This window comes from Mycobacterium sp. (assembly GCF_049673265.1).
GTDB lineage: Bacteria > Actinomycetota > Actinomycetes > Mycobacteriales > Mycobacteriaceae > Mycobacterium.
Window position 1 is genome coordinate 1 of record NZ_JBATXN010000184.1, and the last position, 17915, is coordinate 17915.

Annotated in this window: 13 protein-coding genes and 1 pseudogene; 4 read left to right on the forward strand and 10 right to left on the reverse strand. The window is 64.7% G+C overall.

Annotation, left to right across the window (positions count from 1 at the left end):
* Positions 1-85: pseudogene (locus WBF82_RS06430) on the reverse strand (disulfide bond formation protein DsbA); the annotation flags it as partial.
* 187 nt (positions 86-272) lie between these two features.
* Here WBF82_RS06430 and pepN point away from each other — a divergent pair.
* Positions 273-2861, forward strand: coding sequence for an aminopeptidase N (gene pepN / locus WBF82_RS06435; RefSeq protein ID WP_424382238.1), 2589 nt, complete (start codon positions 273-275; stop codon positions 2859-2861).
* On the opposite strand, the gene WBF82_RS06440 is transcribed toward pepN, so the two are convergent.
* The 3 genes from WBF82_RS06440 to WBF82_RS06450 are packed head-to-tail and all read right to left on the reverse strand — an operon-like array spanning position 2858 to position 4251.
* Entirely contained in the window at positions 2858-3325 is a 468-nt protein-coding gene (locus WBF82_RS06440; RefSeq protein ID WP_424382239.1) for a DUF5130 domain-containing protein, read from the reverse strand. The two genes, pepN and WBF82_RS06440, sit on opposite strands and share 4 nt — an antisense overlap.
* Entirely contained in the window at positions 3312-3548 is a 237-nt protein-coding gene (locus WBF82_RS06445; protein ID WP_424382254.1) for a hypothetical protein, read from the reverse strand. Before WBF82_RS06445 ends, WBF82_RS06440 begins: the two co-directional genes overlap by 14 nt.
* A 46-nt stretch (positions 3549-3594) precedes the next feature.
* Positions 3595-4251 (reverse strand): HNH endonuclease, encoded by a 657-nt coding sequence (locus tag WBF82_RS06450; RefSeq protein WP_424382240.1) that lies wholly within the window; start codon positions 4249-4251, stop codon positions 3595-3597.
* A gap of 154 nt (positions 4252-4405) precedes the next feature.
* Between WBF82_RS06450 and WBF82_RS06455 the strand changes: the two genes are divergently transcribed.
* The 3 genes from WBF82_RS06455 to WBF82_RS06465 are packed head-to-tail and all read left to right on the forward strand — an operon-like array spanning position 4406 to position 7431.
* A complete protein-coding gene (locus tag WBF82_RS06455) occupies positions 4406-4804 on the forward strand; it encodes a globin (protein WP_424382241.1) in 399 nt (132 codons plus the stop codon).
* Positions 4801-6375 carry a glycoside hydrolase family 13 protein gene (locus WBF82_RS06460; RefSeq protein ID WP_424382242.1) on the forward strand — a complete coding sequence of 525 codons (1575 nt, stop codon included), beginning with the start codon at positions 4801-4803 and terminating at the stop codon, positions 6373-6375. Before WBF82_RS06455 ends, WBF82_RS06460 begins: the two co-directional genes overlap by 4 nt.
* 18 nt (positions 6376-6393) lie before the next feature.
* Positions 6394-7431, forward strand: coding sequence for a pyridine nucleotide-disulfide oxidoreductase (locus WBF82_RS06465; protein WP_424382243.1), 1038 nt, complete (start codon positions 6394-6396; stop codon positions 7429-7431).
* A gap of 26 nt (positions 7432-7457) precedes the next feature.
* Here WBF82_RS06465 and WBF82_RS06470 read toward each other — a convergent pair whose 3' ends face one another.
* From WBF82_RS06470 to WBF82_RS06495, 6 genes are all read right to left on the reverse strand, one after another.
* A complete protein-coding gene (locus WBF82_RS06470) occupies positions 7458-8129 on the reverse strand; it encodes a hypothetical protein (protein ID WP_424382244.1) in 672 nt (223 codons plus the stop codon).
* Complete coding sequence (locus WBF82_RS06475) at positions 8117-8530, reverse strand: acyl-CoA thioesterase (protein WP_424382245.1); 414 nt, start codon at positions 8528-8530, stop codon at positions 8117-8119. Before WBF82_RS06475 ends, WBF82_RS06470 begins: the two co-directional genes overlap by 13 nt.
* The gene (locus WBF82_RS06480) at positions 8527-13374 is read right to left on the reverse strand and encodes an NAD-glutamate dehydrogenase (RefSeq protein WP_424382246.1); all 4848 of its coding nucleotides are present in this window, start codon (positions 13372-13374) and stop codon (positions 8527-8529) included. Before WBF82_RS06480 ends, WBF82_RS06475 begins: the two co-directional genes overlap by 4 nt.
* A 49-nt stretch (positions 13375-13423) precedes the next feature.
* The gene (gene ettA, locus WBF82_RS06485) at positions 13424-15100 is read right to left on the reverse strand and encodes an energy-dependent translational throttle protein EttA (protein WP_424382247.1); all 1677 of its coding nucleotides are present in this window, start codon (positions 15098-15100) and stop codon (positions 13424-13426) included.
* Positions 15101-15169: 69 nt separating this feature from the next.
* Complete coding sequence (gene ssb, locus WBF82_RS06490; protein ID WP_424382248.1) at positions 15170-15637, reverse strand: single-stranded DNA-binding protein; 468 nt, start codon at positions 15635-15637, stop codon at positions 15170-15172.
* 265 nt (positions 15638-15902) lie between these two features.
* Positions 15903-17909 (reverse strand): cytochrome c oxidase assembly protein, encoded by a 2007-nt coding sequence (locus tag WBF82_RS06495; RefSeq protein WP_424382249.1) that lies wholly within the window; start codon positions 17907-17909, stop codon positions 15903-15905.
* Positions 17910-17915: the final 6 nt, after the last annotated feature.

The window sequence follows — 17915 nt, forward strand, 5'->3', positions numbered from 1 at the left end:
CCACCTCCAAGATCCAGCGCGAGCTGATCCACGCCCACGGGCACAGCGGATCGAACCAAAAATCGGCAACTGACTTCTCAGGCATGCGGGGTCCTCTCTACGACGGTTCGACTGACCGTCCAGCACAACCCTAACTTTGGCGGTCCTGTTCCCGATGCTTCGACCGATGGCCCGACTTCTCCTCAGGCCCCTACGTGGCCTGCATCGTCGCCGGGCGAACCGATTGCCTGGCCGCCAAGCGGCCAGCGACGCCGCCCGCTTAAGTTGGACACGTGGCACTTCCGAACCTCACCCGTGACCAAGCCGTCGAACGCGCTGCGCTGATCACCGTCGGCAGCTACCGAATCGACCTGGATCTCACCGATGGCAACGGCGGGCCGGGCGAACGCACCTTCCGCTCGATCACCACCGTGACGTTTGATGCCCTGCCCGGTGTCGACACCGTCATCGACATCGCCGCCGACAAGATTCACGCCGCCACCCTCAACGGCGCCCAACTCGATGTGTCCGGCTACGACGAGTCGATCGGTATTGCGCTGTCTGGTCTGGCAAAGCACAACGTCGTGGTCGTCGACGCCGATTGTCTCTACTCCAACACCGGTGAGGGCCTGCACCGATTCGTCGACCCGGTCGACGGCGAGGTGTATTTGTACTCGCAGTTCGAAACTGCCGACGCCAAGCGGATGTTCGCCTGCTTTGACCAGCCGGACCTCAAAGGGGCATTCGACGTTTCGGTGATCGCACCGCAGCATTGGCAGGTGGTGTCAAACGGTGCCACCGTCAGCGTCGAGGACGGCGTGCACACGTTTGCCACCACTCCGCGGATGAGCACCTACCTGGTGGCGCTGATTGCGGGCCCGTATGCACGCTGGAACGACACTTACAGCGACGAACACGGCGATATCCCGCTGAGCATCTTCTGCCGGGCCACGCTGGCGGAGTTCATGGATGCCGAACGGCTGTTCACCCAGACCAAGCAGGGATTCGGCTTCTATCACAAGAACTTTGGCGTGCCGTACGCGTTCGGCAAATACGACCAATTGTTCGTCCCGGAGTTCAACGCTGGCGCGATGGAGAACGCCGGAGCGGTGACGTTCCTCGAGGACTACGTGTTCCGCAGCAAGGTCACCCGCGCTTCTTATGAGCGTCGCGCCGAGACGGTGCTCCATGAGATGGCGCACATGTGGTTCGGTGACCTGGTCACCATGCGATGGTGGGACGACCTGTGGCTCAACGAGTCTTTCGCCACCTTCGCCTCGGTGCTATGCCAAAGCGAGGCAACAGAATTCACCCAAGGGTGGACGACGTTCGCCAACGCCGAGAAGTCGTGGGCCTACCGCCAGGACCAACTGCCATCCACGCATCCGGTGGCCGCCGACATTCCCGACTTGGCCGCGGTCGAGGTCAACTTCGACGGCATCACCTACGCCAAGGGCGCCAGCGTGCTCAAACAACTGGTGGCCTATGTCGGCCTCGAGCATTTCCTGGCCGGTCTGCGCGACTACTTCCGCGCGCACGCGTTCGACAACGCCACGTTCGACGATCTGCTGTCCGCGCTCGAAAAGGCTTCCGGCCGTGACTTGTCCGACTGGGGCCGGCAGTGGCTGAAGACGACCGGTCTGAACACGCTGCGCGCGGATTTCGATGTCGACGGCGCCGGCCGGTTCACCCGCTTCGCGGTCACGCAGAGCGGCGCGGCGCCCGGCGCCGGCGAGACCCGGGTGCACCGGCTCGCCGTGGGCATCTACGACGACGACGGCAGCGGCAAGCTGGTCAGGATCCATCGCGAGGAGCTAGACGTCAGCGGCGAAAGCACGGGACTTCCTGCGCTGACCGGTGTTTCGCGCGGGCGGTTGGTTCTGGTGAACGATGACGACCTGACCTACTGCTCGCTTCGGCTAGACCCGGAATCCCTGCAGACCGCGCTGGAACGCATCGCCGACATTGCCGAGCCGCTGCCCCGCACGCTGGTGTGGTCGGCGGCCTGGGAGATGACCCGCGACGCCGAGCTGCGGGCCCGCGACTTCGTGGCGCTGGTCTCCAATGGCGTTCAGGCCGAGTCCGAGGTGGGGGTGGCGCAGCGGTTGCTGTTGCAGGCGCAGACCGCGTTGGGTTCTTACGCAGACCCCGACTGGGCCCACTCAGCGGGCTGGCCGGCGTTCGCCGACCGGCTGCTGGAGTTGGCCCGCGGTGCAGCGCCCGGCTCAGACCACCAGCTGGCGTTCGTCAACGCGCTGTGTTCATCGGAACTGTCCGCTTGGCATGTCGTCGTGCTTGCCGATCTGCTCGACTTACCCCCCGGTCAAGACCCCGCCGACTTGGGACTGGCTGGTCTGTCGATCGATACGGATCTGCGTTGGCGCATCGTCACTGCGCTGGCGGCCGCTGGCGATATCGACGCCGACGGCCGGGAGACACCGTTCATTGATGCCGAGGTGCAGCGCGACCCGACAGCTGCCGGCAAGCGACACGGGGCCCAAGCCTCGGCGGCGCGTCCGCAGTTGGCCGTCAAGGAGCAGGCGTGGACTCAGGTCACCGAGGACGACACATTGGCCAACATCACCGCCCGCTCGATCATCGGCGGCTTCTTCGAACCCGGGCAGGCCGAGCTGCTGAAGCCGTTCACCGAGCGCTACTTCGCGGCTATACGTGGTGTTTGGCAACGCCGGTCGAGTGAGGTCGCACAGACGGTGGTGATCGGTCTGTATCCCTCGTGGGACATCAGCGATGACGGCATCGCCGCTGCCGACCGATTTCTCGCCGACCCCGAGTTGCCTGCGGCGTTGCGCCGGCTAGTCCTCGAGGGCCGGGCTGGCATCGAGCGGTCGCTGCGGGCGCGTCGATTTGACGCTGGCCGCTAGCTGGGCGAGACGCCCGCGCTGGTCACCCGGACCGCGCTGACCAGGCCGTCGATCAGCTCGCCGTCGGTGAACGCCGACGCAGCCGCCGCGACGCCAAGCGGCGCGGACGACTCGATGCCCCGGCCGCGCAGCTGCGAACCATAGGCGACCTCGATCGCGTGCTGGTCGGGTGACACGGCGATCAGCACCGCGTTGTCCGGCGTGGGCACCTTGGCCAGGATCTCGCGGGCTCGTGCCGCAGTGTCGCCGCCCAGGTCGCCGATGTAAACGGCGAACCGTGCACCGGCGGCCCGCGACCCGTAAGTCAGCGCGTCGTCAAGGCTGACCAGGTCGCTGATCGAAAACGGGTAGTGCAGCGACAGCTCTCCGGGTTCGGTGACCCCCGAGATCCGCCCACTGGTGGTGATCACCGAGCCGCTGGGCAGCTCGGCGGGCTTGACGGTCGCGACCTCACCACTTGCCACTGGCGCCACCTCCCGCGCTGAATTCCGATGCCTCGTGGCCAGAATGCGCCCCGTGACCGTTACCAACAGCCTCGTCGGTGGCGGCCCACAGGATCGGCGGATGCGTCCACGGCTCCGAGAGCTTGTAGGTCGCCGGATGTGGTCCCTTACGCGACCAGATCAGCGCCACCAACACGATCACCAGCACCAAGGGGATGCCCACGAGGTATAGGTGCAGTTCCATTCCGCTCACGACGCAAACCGTATCCCACCGACGAACGGTACGTCCGCTAGGCCGCGCCTTCGCCGAGGTATCGCGCCCAGGCCGGATCGAGTTCTTTGACCGTCGACAGCAGCCGCCAATGCTGGCCTTTGGGCGAGGTCGGAACCAACCGCAGCGACCAGCCGAGCTCGGCGAGCAACTTGTCGCCTTTTCGGTGGTTGCAGGTCGAGCAACACGCCACGCAGTTCTCCCACGAGTGATCGCCGCCGCGGCTGCGGGGCACCACATGGTCGACGGTGTCGGCCTTGGCTCCGCAGTAGGCGCAACAGAAGCGGTCGCGGTGCATCAGCGCGGCCCGGGTCATCGGGACGCGGGCCCGATAGGGCACCCGAACGTAGGACCGCAGCCGGATGACCGACGGCAACGCGATCGATCTAGTCGCCGAGTGAATGACGGGTCCGGACGGATCCTCGTGCACCACGTCGGCTTTGCCGCAGATCAGCATGATGATCGCGCGACGGACCGGCAATGCGGTCAGCGGCTCGTAGGTGGAGTTCAGCAGCAGCACACGCCGGCGATTCCAAATCGATCCGCCGTCATGGGCAACAGCCGAATGGCTGTCGACGCTGGAAACACTGTGCAGGCATGGGCCGGTCGCGGGCCCGGTTAAGCCTGCCGCGGCACCGGAACTGCGGTGGCCGCGGCCCCTGTTGCGCTGCGCCATACATCCTCCGCCGAACAGTCCACCATGATTCGCCAGCGATCGCACGCCAAATCGGCCGGTGTTCGCTGGTCAATACGGTGAACAGCGGGTGCAGACTTCTGCGACGACGGGTGACACCCCCGGCGCTCGGTCCCGATGCCCCACAATGGAGGCGATGGAACAAGCACAGCAATCCTTTTACGACGCTGTCGGTGGCGCGGAGACCTTTCACGCGATCGTGTCGCGCTTCTACCAGCTGGTCGCCCAAGACGAAATCCTGCGCCGCGTCTATCCGCTTGACGACCTGGCCGGCGCCGAGGAACGGCTGCGGATGTTTCTCGAGCAGTACTGGGGCGGCCCGCGGACCTACTCCGAGCGCCGCGGCCATCCCCGGTTGCGGATGCGGCACGTCCCGTTTCAGATCGGCCCCTTCGAGCGCGACGCCTGGCTGCGCTGCATGCACACCGCGATCGCCTCCATCGACTCCGACACCCTCGACGACGCACACCGCAAGGAGCTGCTCGAATACCTGGAGATGGCCGCGCACTCCCTGGTGAATTCCGCGTTCTGTTGACTCCCCAACAACGTGAGCCGTGGTGGTCGCGCGCGCTGTTCTATCAGGTGTATCCACGCTCATTTGCCGACAGCAACGGCGACGGCGTCGGCGACCTCGACGGCGTGGCGTCCCGGCTGGAGTATCTGGACCAACTGGGCATCGACGCGCTTTGGTTCAGCCCCATCACGGTGTCCCCGATGGCCGATCACGGCTATGACGTCTCGGACCCGCGGGATATTGATCCGTTGTTCGGCGACCTGGCCGCTTTTGAGCGACTGATCGCGGCAGCGCATGAGCGCGGGATCAAGATCACCATGGATTTGGTGCCGAACCACACCAGCTCGCAACATCCCTGGTTTCAAGAGGCCCTGGCCGCCGGCCCCGGTAGCGCGGCGCGGGACCGCTACATCTTCCGCGACGGTCGCGGACCCAGTGGGCGCAAGCCTCCGAATAACTGGCAGTCCGTGTTCGGCGGGCCGTCCTGGACCCGGGTCGTCGAAGCCGACGGCAATCCGGGTCAGTGGTATCTGCATCTTTTCGACGTCGAACAGCCGGACCTCAACTGGGACAACCCGGAGGTATTCGACGATCTCGAAAAGACGCTGCGCTTCTGGCTGGAACGCGGTGTCGACGGCTTCCGCATCGACGTTGCACATGGGATGGCCAAGCCGCCGGGCCTTCCGGACACCGACGTCGAAATGCGGCCACGGATGCTCAGCGACGGTGATCCGCGGTTCAATCACCCGAACGTGCACACGATTCACCGCAACATCCGCACGGTGATGGATGACTACCCCGATGCGGTAACCATCGGCGAGGTCTGGGTTTTCGACAACGCCAGCTGGGCCGAGTACTTGCGCGCCGACGAGCTCCATCTGGGTTTCAACTTCCGCATGGTGCGAGCCAAATTCGACATCGCCGAGATCCACGATGCGATCGAGAACACCTTGGCCGCAGCAGCGATTGAAAACGCCACTCCCACATGGACGTTGGAAAACCACGATGTCGCACGGGGCCCCAGCCGCTACGGCGGGGGCGCCGCCGGCCTCGATCGAGCCCGAGCGATGGCGATGGTGACGCTCGCCCTGCCGGGCGCGGTGTTCCTTTACAACGGCCAAGAACTGGGGCTGCCCAACGTCGAGTTGCCCGACGGCGCACTGCGGGATCCGACGTGGGAACGCTCGGGGCATACCGTACGGGGCCGCGACGGCTGCCGCATTCCGATTCCCTGGGACGGCGACACTCCCCCGTTCGGGTTCTCCGCATCGCACGACACCTGGCTGCCGATGCCGCCGGATTGGGCCGCTCTGACCGTCGAAAGACAGCTCGGCGAAACCGGTTCAACGTTGGCGTTCTTCCGGCAGGCGCTCGAATTACACCGTAGCCGTGCCGAATTCACCGGCAACCGGGTTGAGTGGCTTCCCGCACCAAGCGGCACGTTGCTTTTTGAACGCGGTGATCATGGGCTGCGCTGCGCGCTGAACGCCAGTAAGCGGCCGATGTCGCTGCCGGACGGCGAGGTAGTTTTGACCAGCGCGCCGCTGGTGGATGGCAAGTTGCCGGCGAACGCCGCGGCGTGGCTGGTGTAGACAAAGTCGCCTCTGACCATGACAGCCTTCGCGTGGACAGTCATCGGAGCCGGGCCCGCTGGGATCGCGGCAGTAGGCAAACTGCTCGATCAGGGCATAGCGTCCGAGAAGATCGCCTGGATCGACCCCGCATTCAGCGCCGGCGACCTGGGCGAAAGGTGGCGATCGGTTTCGAGTAATACGCAGGCCGAGCTCTTCCTGAGCTATCTGAACGGCTCTTCGGCATTTCGGTTCTCCTCGGCGCCACCGATGCCGCTACGCGAAGTCGATCCGCAAGAGACCTGCGCGCTGGCCCTGATCGCCGACCCTTTGGTTTGGATCACCCAACACCTGCGTGAGCGGGTAGCGATTTTCCAAACGACCGCGTCGGCCCTGTTCCTGGAAAGAAGGCAGTGGCGAATCGAAACCCACCGGCAGGAACTTCTCTCCAAAAACGTGATCCTCGCGGTCGGTGCCATTCCGAAGAAGCTTTCCTATCCTGACCTGCAAGAGATTCCGCTGGAAGTCGTACTCGATCCTGAAAAGCTGGCAAAACAGCCGCTGGACAACGCGACGGTGGCCGTGTTTGGTTCCTCTCACTCGACAATGAGCGCCTTGCCGAACCTCTTGCGTCATCCCGTAAATACAGTGATCAATTTCTATCGCAGTCCGCTGAAATACGCTGTCTACTTCGATGATTGGATCCTGTTCGACGACGACGGCCTGAAAGGACAGGCCGCCGACTGGGCGCGAGAAAATATCGACGGCACCTATCCGGACCGACTGGAGAGGTGCTGGGTCGCTGCCCCGGATTTTTCCGAGAAGCTTGCAGCCTGCGACCGCGTGGTTTATACGGTCGGTTTTGAGCGACGAAAGCTGCCTGAAACCAGACAGTTTGGCCAGTTAGATTACGATCCAACCAACGGCATCCTCGCCCCTGGCCTGTTCGGATGCGGCATCGCATTTCCGGCGTATGGAGTGGACCCTTTTGGTTATGGCCAATACCGGGTGGGCCTCAAGAAGTTCATGGACCACCTGGAATCCGTTTTGCCCCTGTGGTTCCGGTACGCGCCGTAGCGAATGCCGCCGCCCTGCGCTGCCGATCAGCGCAGCACCAGCGCGGGGTCGCCACGACGCCGGTGCACGGAACCGAACCGCGCGTCGATCCGCAACCAGGCCGGCAGCACACGGACCCGGACGATCTCGTCGACGCCGACGGCCTCGGATGACTGCGGCAGGAAACCCATTGCGGTCAAAGCGAACACACACCGCATCGGGACGCCAACGCTGACATCGCCTGAGCTGACCCGGATCACCTCCTGGTCGAGTAGCGACACCGGTGGACCCTGCGCACTACCGTGCTCTTTAGCCAGCTGAGCGCCGCGCTGCGCCAAATCCAGCATTAGCCGTGCCGGTACGTCGTCAAGGTGGATGAAACCTGAGTCCGGTGGCAATGCACCCCGCCAGGCGGAATCCATCGGGAAGCCAGGGTTGACGTAACCAGAGCTGTCGACCTCGGCCAGGCCCCGTGCCAATTCGTCTGCGCCAACCGATAAGTCGTCGGGCTTTGAGCGGCCGGCCACCACCCGGCTGGCCAGCACGTCGAACCCGGTGACCGCCCACGCTATGCACAATCCGCCCGGACGAGTACGCAGCCGGATGACCGCCGCGGGATCGAGTCGCGCCGCCCGTTCGACGAAGGCGGACAAGTCCGCGCAGTGGGCGGCCGTGGATTCCGGACCCAGCCACAGGCCCCGCTCAGCTACCGAAGCCACCGCTGCAGGTATTCCCGATGGTGTGGCGACAAGCGCACCAGCCGCTGCTCGTCGATGTGGACAGCGGCCAGTTGCGACTCGGCGATCACGGCCGGCTTCGACTCCGGATCGGCGTTGACCGAACGCACTTCGTAGCCGAGCGTGAAGTCGACCGCTCGCAAGCGTTTCACCCACATGGTGACCTGCAGCGGCGAATCTGTCAGGCGCAGCTGATCTTTGTAGGTGACGCGCACATCGGCGATGAGCAAACCAATGGTGGCGATCTCGGCGCCGAACGCGTGCGAAAGGAACGGCACGCGAGCCTCTTCCAGGATCGTGACCATCGTCGCGTGGTTGACGTGCTGGTACATGTCGATGTCCGACCAGCGGATCGGGACAGGCGCGACGAATCCCGTGCTCACCCCGACGATCCTCGCCCGCTCGTGCGTGTCATCCGGCGAATCTGGCGTGCCGCCACCGACAGCGTGGCCAGATCTCTCTGCCCGCTCTGGTAGATCTCGGTCAGCGTCCGCCGCGCGCGCTCCACCCGAGACGCGCTGGTGTGTTCCCACTCGCCGATCTTCTCTTCACCGCTTTCGTCGGGTTCGCCGACGGCGAGTACGTCGAAGCACAATGAGCGCAGCGACGCGTAGATGTCGTCACGAATCGCCAAGCGCGCTAACGAGTGCCAGCGGTCGCGGCGGGGAAGGGCGGAAACCGCGGTTAGCAGACCGTCGGTGCCCAGGTGGTCCATCAGCGCGAAATAGGTTTCAGCGACCTCCGCGGGGTCGCGGTCATCGATGTCGGCGATATCGATGATGTCGAGCAAGCTGTACCGGTACAAACCGGCGGCCACCATGTAGCCGAGATCCTCGGATGCGCCCTGCGCGACGAACTCGCGGGCTTCGGATTCCACGATCGCTTTGTCGTCACCGCGCAGCCACTCCGACATACGCGGCGTCAGCGTTTCCACTTTCTTGGCGAATCGATTGATTTCGGCACCAACCGCCAACGGCTGCGGCCGGTAGTTGAGCAGCCAGCGCCCCGCCCGGTCGATCAGCCGACGGGTATCCAAAGTCATCCGATCAGATACCGCGATCGGCACGTCGGCGGCGCGAATACTGTGCCACAGCTGCTCAATTCCGAAGATGGCGTCGGCGGCCATATAAGTGCGCACCGCATCCACCGGACTGACACCGACGTCCTCGGCGATCCGGTAGTCATAGCTGATGCCGGCGGTGTCCACCAGATCGTTGACCATCACCGTGGTCACGATCTCCCGCCGCAGCTGGTGTGAGCGGATCGCCGGCCCGAACCGGTCGCGCAGCGGCGACGGGAAGTATCGCGGCAACCTGCTGGCGAACACTTCCTGGTCCGGTAGATCGGTATCCAATAGCTCGTCTTTGAGCGTCAGCTTGACGTGCGCCATCAACGTCGCGAGCTCCGGCGACGTGAGGCCTAAGCCGGCCTCGAGTCGGCGCGCGATCTCCTTCTCGGTGGGCAGCGCTTCGAGTTCGCGGTTCAGCCCGCGCTCGGTCACCAGGTATCTGATCTGGTCGGCGTGCACAGGCAGCAGGCTGGGCGCATTGGCGCGGCTGGTGCCCATCAGGTCGTTCTGGTCGGCGTTATCGGCGAGCACCAATTCCGCGACTTCGTCGGTCATCGACTCGAGTAGTTCGGTGCGTTCGCCTGCGTCGATCTTGCCCGCGGTGATCAGCGCGTCGACCAAGATTTTGATGTTGACCTCGTGATCAGAACAGTCCACGCCGGCCGAATTGTCCATCGCATCGGTATTGATCCGGCCGCCGGACAGTTCGAACTCGACTCGGCCGCGCGCCGTGACGCCGAGGTTGCCGCCCTCGCCAACGACCTTGGCGCGCACCTGATTCGCGTTGACCCGCACCGCGTCGTTGGCACGGTCACCGACGTCGGCGTCGGATTCCGCTTCAGCCTTGATATAGGTTCCGATACCGCCGTTGAACAACAGATCCACCGGCGCCCGCAGGATCGCGCGCATCAGATTGGGCGGGGCCATCTCGGTGACGTCGTCCTCGATTCCCAGGGCCGCGCGGACCTGGTCGCTGATCGGGATCGTTTTGTGTTCGCGGCTGTACACCCCGCCACCCTCGCTGATCAATGACTTGTCGTAGTCGTCCCAGCTGGAGCGCGGCAGCTCGAACATCCGCCGCCGTTCTTCCCAGGAGACGGCCGGATCGGGATCGGGATCGAGGAAGATGTGGCGATGGTCGAAAGCGGCCAGCAGCCGAATGTGCTTGGACAGCAACATGCCATTGCCGAACACGTCACCGCTCATGTCGCCGACGCCGATCACGGTGAAGTCCTCGGTCTGGGTGTCGACCCCCATTTCCCGGAAATGCCGTTTGACCGCTTCCCAGGCGCCCTTGGCGGTGATCCCCATCGCTTTGTGGTCGTAGCCGACCGATCCGCCGGACGCGAAGGCGTCACCCAGCCAGAACCCGTAGGACTTTGCGACATCGTTGGCGATGTCGGAAAACGTTGCGGTGCCTTTGTCCGCGGCCACCACCAGATAGGCGTCGTCATCGTCGCGCCGCACCACCTCGGCGGGTGTGCTGACCTTGCCGCTGGTGTGATCGACGTTGTCGGTGACATCGAGTAATCCGGAGATGAAAAGCTTGTAGCAGGCGATGCCTTCGTTCCGAGTCGCCTCGCGGTCGGCTCCCGGGTCACCGGTGGGCAGCGGCGGCTGTTTGACGACGAAGCCGCCCTTGGCACCGACCGGCACGATGACAGCGTTCTTCACCGCCTGGGCCTTGACCAGTCCCAGGATCTCGGTGCGGAAATCTTCCCGGCGGTCCGACCAACGCAAACCGCCGCGCGCCACATAGCCGAAGCGCAGATGCACACCTTCTACCCGGGGCGAGTACACGAAGATCTCGAACTTGGGTCGCGGCAGCGGAAGTTCGTCAACCAACTGGGCATCCAGCTTCAGCGAGAGCACGTTTTGGCTGCGCGCCGAACCTTCGTGGGTGACAAAGTAATTGGTTCGTAGAGTGGCTTGGATCAGCGAGGCGAATGCTCGCAGGACGCGGTCGGTGTCCAGGCCGTCCACCGCGTCGATGTCTGCTGCGACCGCTGCAGCGGCGGCTTGCGCGTCGCGATTCTTCGGTGAGCCGGAAGGGGTTGGATCGAACAACGCCTCGAACAGGCTAACCAACGCGCGTGCGGTATTTGGGTTTTCGTTGACCACTGACTCGATATGCGACTGACTATACGGAAAGCCCGCTTGTCGTAGATATTTCGCGTAGCTACGCAGCAGGACCACCTGCTGCCAGGTCAGGTCGGCGCGCATCACCAACTCGTTGAATCGGTCGATCTCCATGCGGCCTTCCCAGATCGCGGTGACCGCATCGGCGAAACGCTTCGCGGTCGCCTCGCGCTGCGGACCTGCCGGCGCCAGCGTGATCGTAGGAAGCGGGGTGATCTTGAACTGGTAGATCCATACCGGTAGTCCGTCAGGCCGGGTGACGGTGAACGGTCGCTCCTCGAGCACCACCACGCCCATGGATTGCAGCATCGGCAGCAACTGACTCAAGGACGCGGTTTGTCCACCCAAATACCAAGTCAGCCGGGCAGTCTCGTCATAGTCATGATCGGAAAGCACCAGCTTGACCGAATCATCAGCGAGCTCTTCGAAAATCGCAATGTCGTTGATCGCGTCGACCGGGGTGACGGCCTGTTTGTACGCCTCGGAGAACGTCGCAGCGTAGTGCTCAGCGTCGAGCGCCCCGACGCTGGCGCCGGAGGTGCCAGTCGCCTCGCTGATCAGTCGATCTGACCAGGTGCGCGCAGCTTCGGTCAGCAGCGCCTGGATGCGGACTCGGTTGGTTTCGGATGTATCGATTTGCTTGGCGCCCTCTGGACGCAGCCGGACCATGAAATGCAAGAGCGCCCAAGGTGATTCGGTCACACGAGCAGTGAACTCGAGGCTGGTCCCCCCGAACTCGCGGACCAGGATGTCCTCGATTTGCAAGCGCACGGCCGTGGTGTAGCGGTCACGAGGCAGGTAGACCAAACACGAGACGAAGTACTCGAGTCGGTCAGCGCGCAAGAACAGCAATGCTCGGCGGGCAGGTCCGAGGTCCACCACCGCTTTGGCCATCGCCAACAGCTGCTCGGCGCTGAGCGCGAAAAGCTCTGAGCGCGGGACGGTCTGGATGACGTCGAGCACCAGCTGTCCCGGATGGCCGGGGTCTAGGTCGGCCAACGCGAGCGCCTCGCGGACCCTGCGTGAAATGATAGGAATCTCTAGGACGTCGGCGTTCATGGCGGCGACCGTGAACAAGCCCATAAGGCGGTGCTCAAAGACGGTGTCGTCGTCGTTCTCGCGGATCGCAAGGACATATGGGTAGGCGCCGAAACGCAGGTAGCTCGCAACGTCTGTCTGCGCCAACGCCAGCAGTTCGGCGTCGCTGGTCAGCCGAGGGCGCGAACTTTTGCGCCGACGCAGCACACCAAGGCTGGTGGTCGCTTCATCGCCCGACACGCGTCCGTTGCGCACCGGGCAGCGCTGATAACCCAGCAGCGTGAAATGCCCCTCAGCCAACCAGCGCAACAGCGTGGCCACGTCACCGCTGTCGGGGCCTGGATAGCGACCGCCGGCATTGGTTTCCACGTCGTTGGCCAGGTCGTTGAGGATGGCCCACATGGGAGCGGAGTCCGCTGCCACCCGGCGCACATCGGCCAGTACACCCGGCAAGAGTCGTTCGGCTTCCTGCAAAGCCGCGGGGTCAACCGAGGGCGAAAGTTGTACGTGGATCCAGGTTTCGTCGATGGCGTCGCTGTCTGACGCCGTCGGCTCCACGCTGAGTAGATCGCAGTCGGCATTGCGGCGCACCTGAAACACCGGGTTCAAGATCGCCGCATACGCCACCCCGAGCCGATGGAGCAGCACGGTGACCGAATCCATCAGCATCGCGCCGTTATCGGTGACCACTTGCAGGGCGGGGCCGAACCCGGCTGGATCGTCAAGCGGATAGATCGCGACTCGGCTTTCCCCTGCCGGCCGGTGCGTGCCGAGCCGGTAGTGCGCGGCAAGCAACGCCGGCGTCACCGCCGCCGCGGCAGGGGGGCCGTCGACCGGTCCTCGGTCAGCGGCTGCCTCGTCGTGCGGGCCCAGGTACGTGTCTGCGTATGCCTTCGAAATCCACTCAGGAACGTCCTCGGGCTTAGCGAACTTCGTCCAGTCCACCACGCCCTGAACGCCGGATCCGCGTTGACCCGTCATGCCGACCGCTCCTGCCTCAGCACGCATCCCAGCGCTGGTAGGCATGACACTAGTCGCGCGTCAGCCTTCGGTGAGTCACCCTGTGCGGACGCGCCGCTTCGACACCGAGCCGTTCGACTTTGTTCTCCTCGTATGCGCCGAAGTTGCCCTCGAACCAGAACCACTTGGCCTCGTTGTCCTCGTCGCCCTCCCACGCCAGGATGTGAGTGCAGGTCCGGTCGAGGAACCAGCGGTCGTGGGAGATCACCACCGCGCAGCCCGGGAATTTCTCCAGCGCGTTCTCCAACGAGCCCAGAGTCTCCACATCGAGGTCGTTGGTTGGCTCGTCGAGCAGGATCAGGTTGCCGCCCTCTTTGAGGGTGAGCGCCAGGTTGAGCCGGTTGCGTTCACCACCGGACAAAACCCCGGCCGGCTTCTGCTGGTCGGGACCCTTGAAGCCGAACGCCGAGACGTAGGCCCGCGACGGAATCTCGTTCTGTCCGACCTGGATGTGGTCCAGCCCGTCGGAAACGACTTCCCACACCGTCTTCTTCGGGTCGATACCGGCCCGGGACTGGTCGACGTAGCTCAGCTTGACGGTCTCGCCCACCTTGACGGTTCCGCTGTCGGGCTGCTCGAGCCCCACGATGGTCTTGAACAGCGTGGTCTTGCCGACGCCGTTGGGGCCGATGACTCCGACGATGCCGTTTCGCGGCAGCGTGAAGGACAGGTCCTTGATCAGCGTGCGTCCCTCGAAGCCCTTGTCGAGGTGCTCGACCTCGACCACCAGGTTGCCCAGCCGCGGGCCGGTGGGAATCTGGATCTCCTCGAAGTCGAGCTTGCGGGTCTTCTCCGCTTCGGCGGCCATCTCCTCATAGCGCTGTAGCCGGGCCTTGCCCTTGGCCTGCCGGGCCTTGGCGCCCGAGCGCACCCAGGCCAGTTCCTCTTGCAGCCGCTTCTGCAGTTTGGCGTCCTTGCGGCCCTGCACCGCCAGCCGCTCGGCCTTCTTCTCCAGATAGGTCGAGTAGTTGCCCTCGTAGGGGTAAGCCCGGCCGCGGTCGAGTTCCAGGATCCATTGTGCGACGTTGTCCAGGAAGTACCGGTCGTGAGTCACCGCCAGGACCGCCCCCGCGTAAGCGGCCAGGTGCTGTTCGAGCCACTGCACACTCTCGGCGTCCAGGTGGTTAGTCGGCTCGTCGAGTAGCAACAGATCCGGTTTGGCCAGCAGCAGCTTGCACAGCGCCACCCGGCGGCGCTCACCGCCGGACAGGTGCGTCACCGGCTCGTCGGGCGGCGGGCAGCGCAACGCGTCCATCGCCTGCTCGAGCTGCGAGTCGAGATCCCACGCGTTGGCGTGGTCGAGGTCCTCCTGCAGCCGGCCCATTTCGTCCATCAGTTCGTCGGAGTAGTCGGTGGCCATCAGTTCGGCGACCTCGTTGAACCGGTCGAGCTTGACCTTGATTTCGCCAAGGCCTTCTTCGACGTTGCCGCGAACGGTTTTCTCCTCGTTCAGCGTCGGTTCCTGTTGCAGGATGCCGACGGTGGCATCGGTGGCCAGGAACGCTTCGCCGTTGTTCGCCTTGTCCAGCCCGGCCATGATCCGCAAGACGCTCGACTTGCCTGCCCCGTTGGGGCCCACGACACCGATCTTGGCGCCCGGATAGAAGCTCAGCGTGACGTCGTCGAGGATGACTTTGTCGCCGTGCGCCTTGCGGACCTTTTTCATCGTGTAGATGAACTCAGCCATGCAGCAGTGTTACCTCTCTGGTCTTTCGTTGCTCGCCGACCATCCTAGGCAGTACCGCTGCGGAGCTGTTTAGGCCGACAGCGGTAACGCCGTCTCGGTCGCGGGGGCCGCGTCATCGCCGGCTTCGGTGTCGGTCGCATCGGCCTCGACCGCTGGTGTGCTCGCGGCATCTGTTCCCACCGAGACCATCTTTTCGATGCGGGCATGGCAGCGGGACAGATCGGGGCCGACCGAAGTGGCGCGCATCTCCAACGTCGAGCGGCGAACGCCGTCGCGGTCCTCGTATTCGCTGGTGTACATGTGGCCCACCACGATCACTGGCGAGCCTTTGCCCAGCGACGCACCCACGCCGGAGACCAGCCGACCCCAGCAGTTCACGGTGACGAACAGCGAATTGCCGGCCTCCCAGGTGCCGTCGGCGCCGCGCCGGCGTGAATTGCTGGCTACCCGGAACTTCATTACTTCCTGTGCCCCCGCCTGCCGGCGCTTCGGGTCGTTCACGATGTTTCCGACCACGGTTACCTGCGTTTCGAACATTGCTCTTCCTTTCCGAATATGGCGGTGCTCTGCCAAACGACCCGGGCAATCCCGGTGACGCCACACCGCCGGTGCTGGCTCCAGTCAGCGCCGCCGGACCGACAACCTCGGCTGTGTCGACTCGCGAGGAGCGCAACCGGTGGATAGAACCGCGACTGTGGATAAACGGGATATCGCATGCGCCACGTTTTGCAGCAGCGGGTAATGCTTCGGAGCTGTTGCTGGTGTGACTCGTGGTAGTCCGGTCGCCGATGAAGCGATCGAGCTAGTGCCGCGAGGTGTCGCGTCGGGCTAGTTCGGCCAACATCGCGTTGTATGCCGTCAGCTCGGCGTCGTCGTCGCGTTCGGCGGCGCGATCCAGCCGCTTGGCGGTGCGCTGGTCGCTGCGCGTCCATTGCACAAGCAACGCGATCATCACCACGATCAGCGGTATTTCCCCTGCCGCCCAAGCTATTCCACCGCCGAGCCGTTGATCGCCCAACAGGTCGGTGTGCCAGCTCAGGTGCAGCGACCGGTAGAAGCTCGCGCCGAGCACCTTCTGCATGCTCATCAGGAACACGCCGAAGAATGCATGCAGCGGCAACGACGCGAAGACCACGGCCACCTTGGCCAGCGGCGGGATGGGCCGCGGCGTCGGGTCGACACCGATCACCACCCAATAGAAAAGGTAGCCGCTGACCAAAAAGTGCACATTCATCGCGACATGGCCCATGTGGCTGCCGACCGCGGCGTCGAAAAGGCCACCCAGATAAAGCCCGTAGAACCCCGCGATGAACAACACCGTGGCGACTATCGGATTGGTGAGGAACCTCGAAAGCTTGCTGTGCAGCGCGGCCAGCAACCATTCCCGCATGCCCGGCGGATCGTCGCGGCCGGCGCTCGGCAATGCCCGCAACGCCAGGCTGACCGGACCACCCAACACCAGCAGGATGGGGACCAGCATCGACAGCAGCATGTGATCGGCCATGTGCATGCTGAACATCGCCGGCATGTACCGCCCCAAACCCGACGAGGTGACGAACAGCAACGCCAGGCAGCCCAGCAGCCAGGACACGGTCCGGCCCGCTGGCCAGTGGTCGCCACGGCGCCGAAGCCGCCGCACCCCGGCCAGGTATAGCCCGGCGAACACCAAGGCGGCCGTGCCGAAAATCAGGTCGAAGCGCCAGTCGAACAGCACCCGCGCCGGGGTGGGCGGTCCGGCGAAGTCGTAGCCGATCTTCACGTCGGGAATCGAGGGGATGCCGGTCGGCAGCGGCGGTGGCGGTGTGCGCCCCAGGCCGACGGCGATCCCGAAAGTGACGCCGAAGATCAGTGCCTCGATCAGCGTCAGCCGCAGCAGGGCAGTGCGTGCACTCGGATTCGCTTGCAGCGCAGTCACTCCGCTGCGTCGCTGACGCCAGCCGGCGACCCCGAGCAGACACAGCGCGACGAACTTGGCGAGCACCAGCCGCCCGTAGTCGGTAGTCAGCAGGTCCGATGGCAGAACCCGCACCAGCGCGTTGACAATTCCGCTGAGCGCCATAGCGACAAAACACCACAACGCGATGACGGAGAATCGCCGCGCGGCCAGGTCGGCGTGTCCTCCGCCGCGGATGACGTGGGCCAGCAGCGCCAACAGGCCACCGGCCCACAGGCTCGCCGCCACCAGATGGATCAGCAGGCTATTGGTAGCCAGATCGTGGGAACCGCCGGCCGACGAGTGACCGGTGAGCCCGAGCGGTATCAGGGTCACCAGTGCGCCCACCAACAGCACCGGCGTCCATGACCAGCGCAGCACCGGCAGACTTGCCAACATCACCGCCGCAGCCAGCAACGCCGTTAACCGCCAGGCCGTCGCAATATTGATCAGGCTGGCCACCGACCAGATCGTCGCCGGGTTGAGATGAGCGGTGATCGGCTGACCGGAGACGTCGGAAATCGTCAGCGGGACCAGGAGCGCGGCGCATACCGCCCAGGCGCCGGTCGCTACCGTTCCGATCCGGACCGCACGGTAGCCGTCGACGTCCAAGACGCCGTTGCGCTGCGGCGGAACCAAGAAGGCGGCGAAAAGAAACGCGCCCACGGCCACCACGGCTGCGACCTCACCCGCCGCCCGAACAAACGGCAAGCCCAGCGTGGTCACAGGACCAGGGTCGGGTAGCCCGGTCGCGGTCAGCGCAGCGGCCACCGACAGCGCCCCGATCCCGGCCGCGGTGCACCCGGCAAGCGCCGCCACCCCGGCGAGCAGCGGCCACACCGCCGCGCCGCGCTTAGTGGTCGGAGCGCCCGTCATGCATCA

Excerpts from the sequence above, each read along its gene's own strand:
- WBF82_RS06445 (WP_424382254.1), bottom strand. The coding sequence starts at position 3,548 with ATGGAACTGCACCTATACCTCGTGGGCATCCCCTTGGTGCTGGTGATC.
- WBF82_RS06450 (WP_424382240.1), bottom strand. The coding sequence starts at position 4,251 with ATGGCGCAGCGCAACAGGGGCCGCGGCCACCGCAGTTCCGGTGCCGCG.
- WBF82_RS06455 (WP_424382241.1), top strand. The coding sequence starts at position 4,406 with ATGGAACAAGCACAGCAATCCTTTTACGACGCTGTCGGTGGCGCGGAG.
- WBF82_RS06465 (WP_424382243.1), top strand. The coding sequence starts at position 6,394 with ATGACAGCCTTCGCGTGGACAGTCATCGGAGCCGGGCCCGCTGGGATC.
- WBF82_RS06480 (WP_424382246.1), bottom strand. The coding sequence starts at position 13,374 with ATGACGGGTCAACGCGGATCCGGCGTTCAGGGCGTGGTGGACTGGACG.
- ettA (WP_424382247.1), bottom strand. The coding sequence starts at position 15,100 with ATGGCTGAGTTCATCTACACGATGAAAAAGGTCCGCAAGGCGCACGGC.
- ssb (WP_424382248.1), bottom strand. The coding sequence starts at position 15,637 with ATGTTCGAAACGCAGGTAACCGTGGTCGGAAACATCGTGAACGACCCG.
- WBF82_RS06495 (WP_424382249.1), bottom strand. The coding sequence starts at position 17,909 with ATGACGGGCGCTCCGACCACTAAGCGCGGCGCGGCGGTGTGGCCGCTG.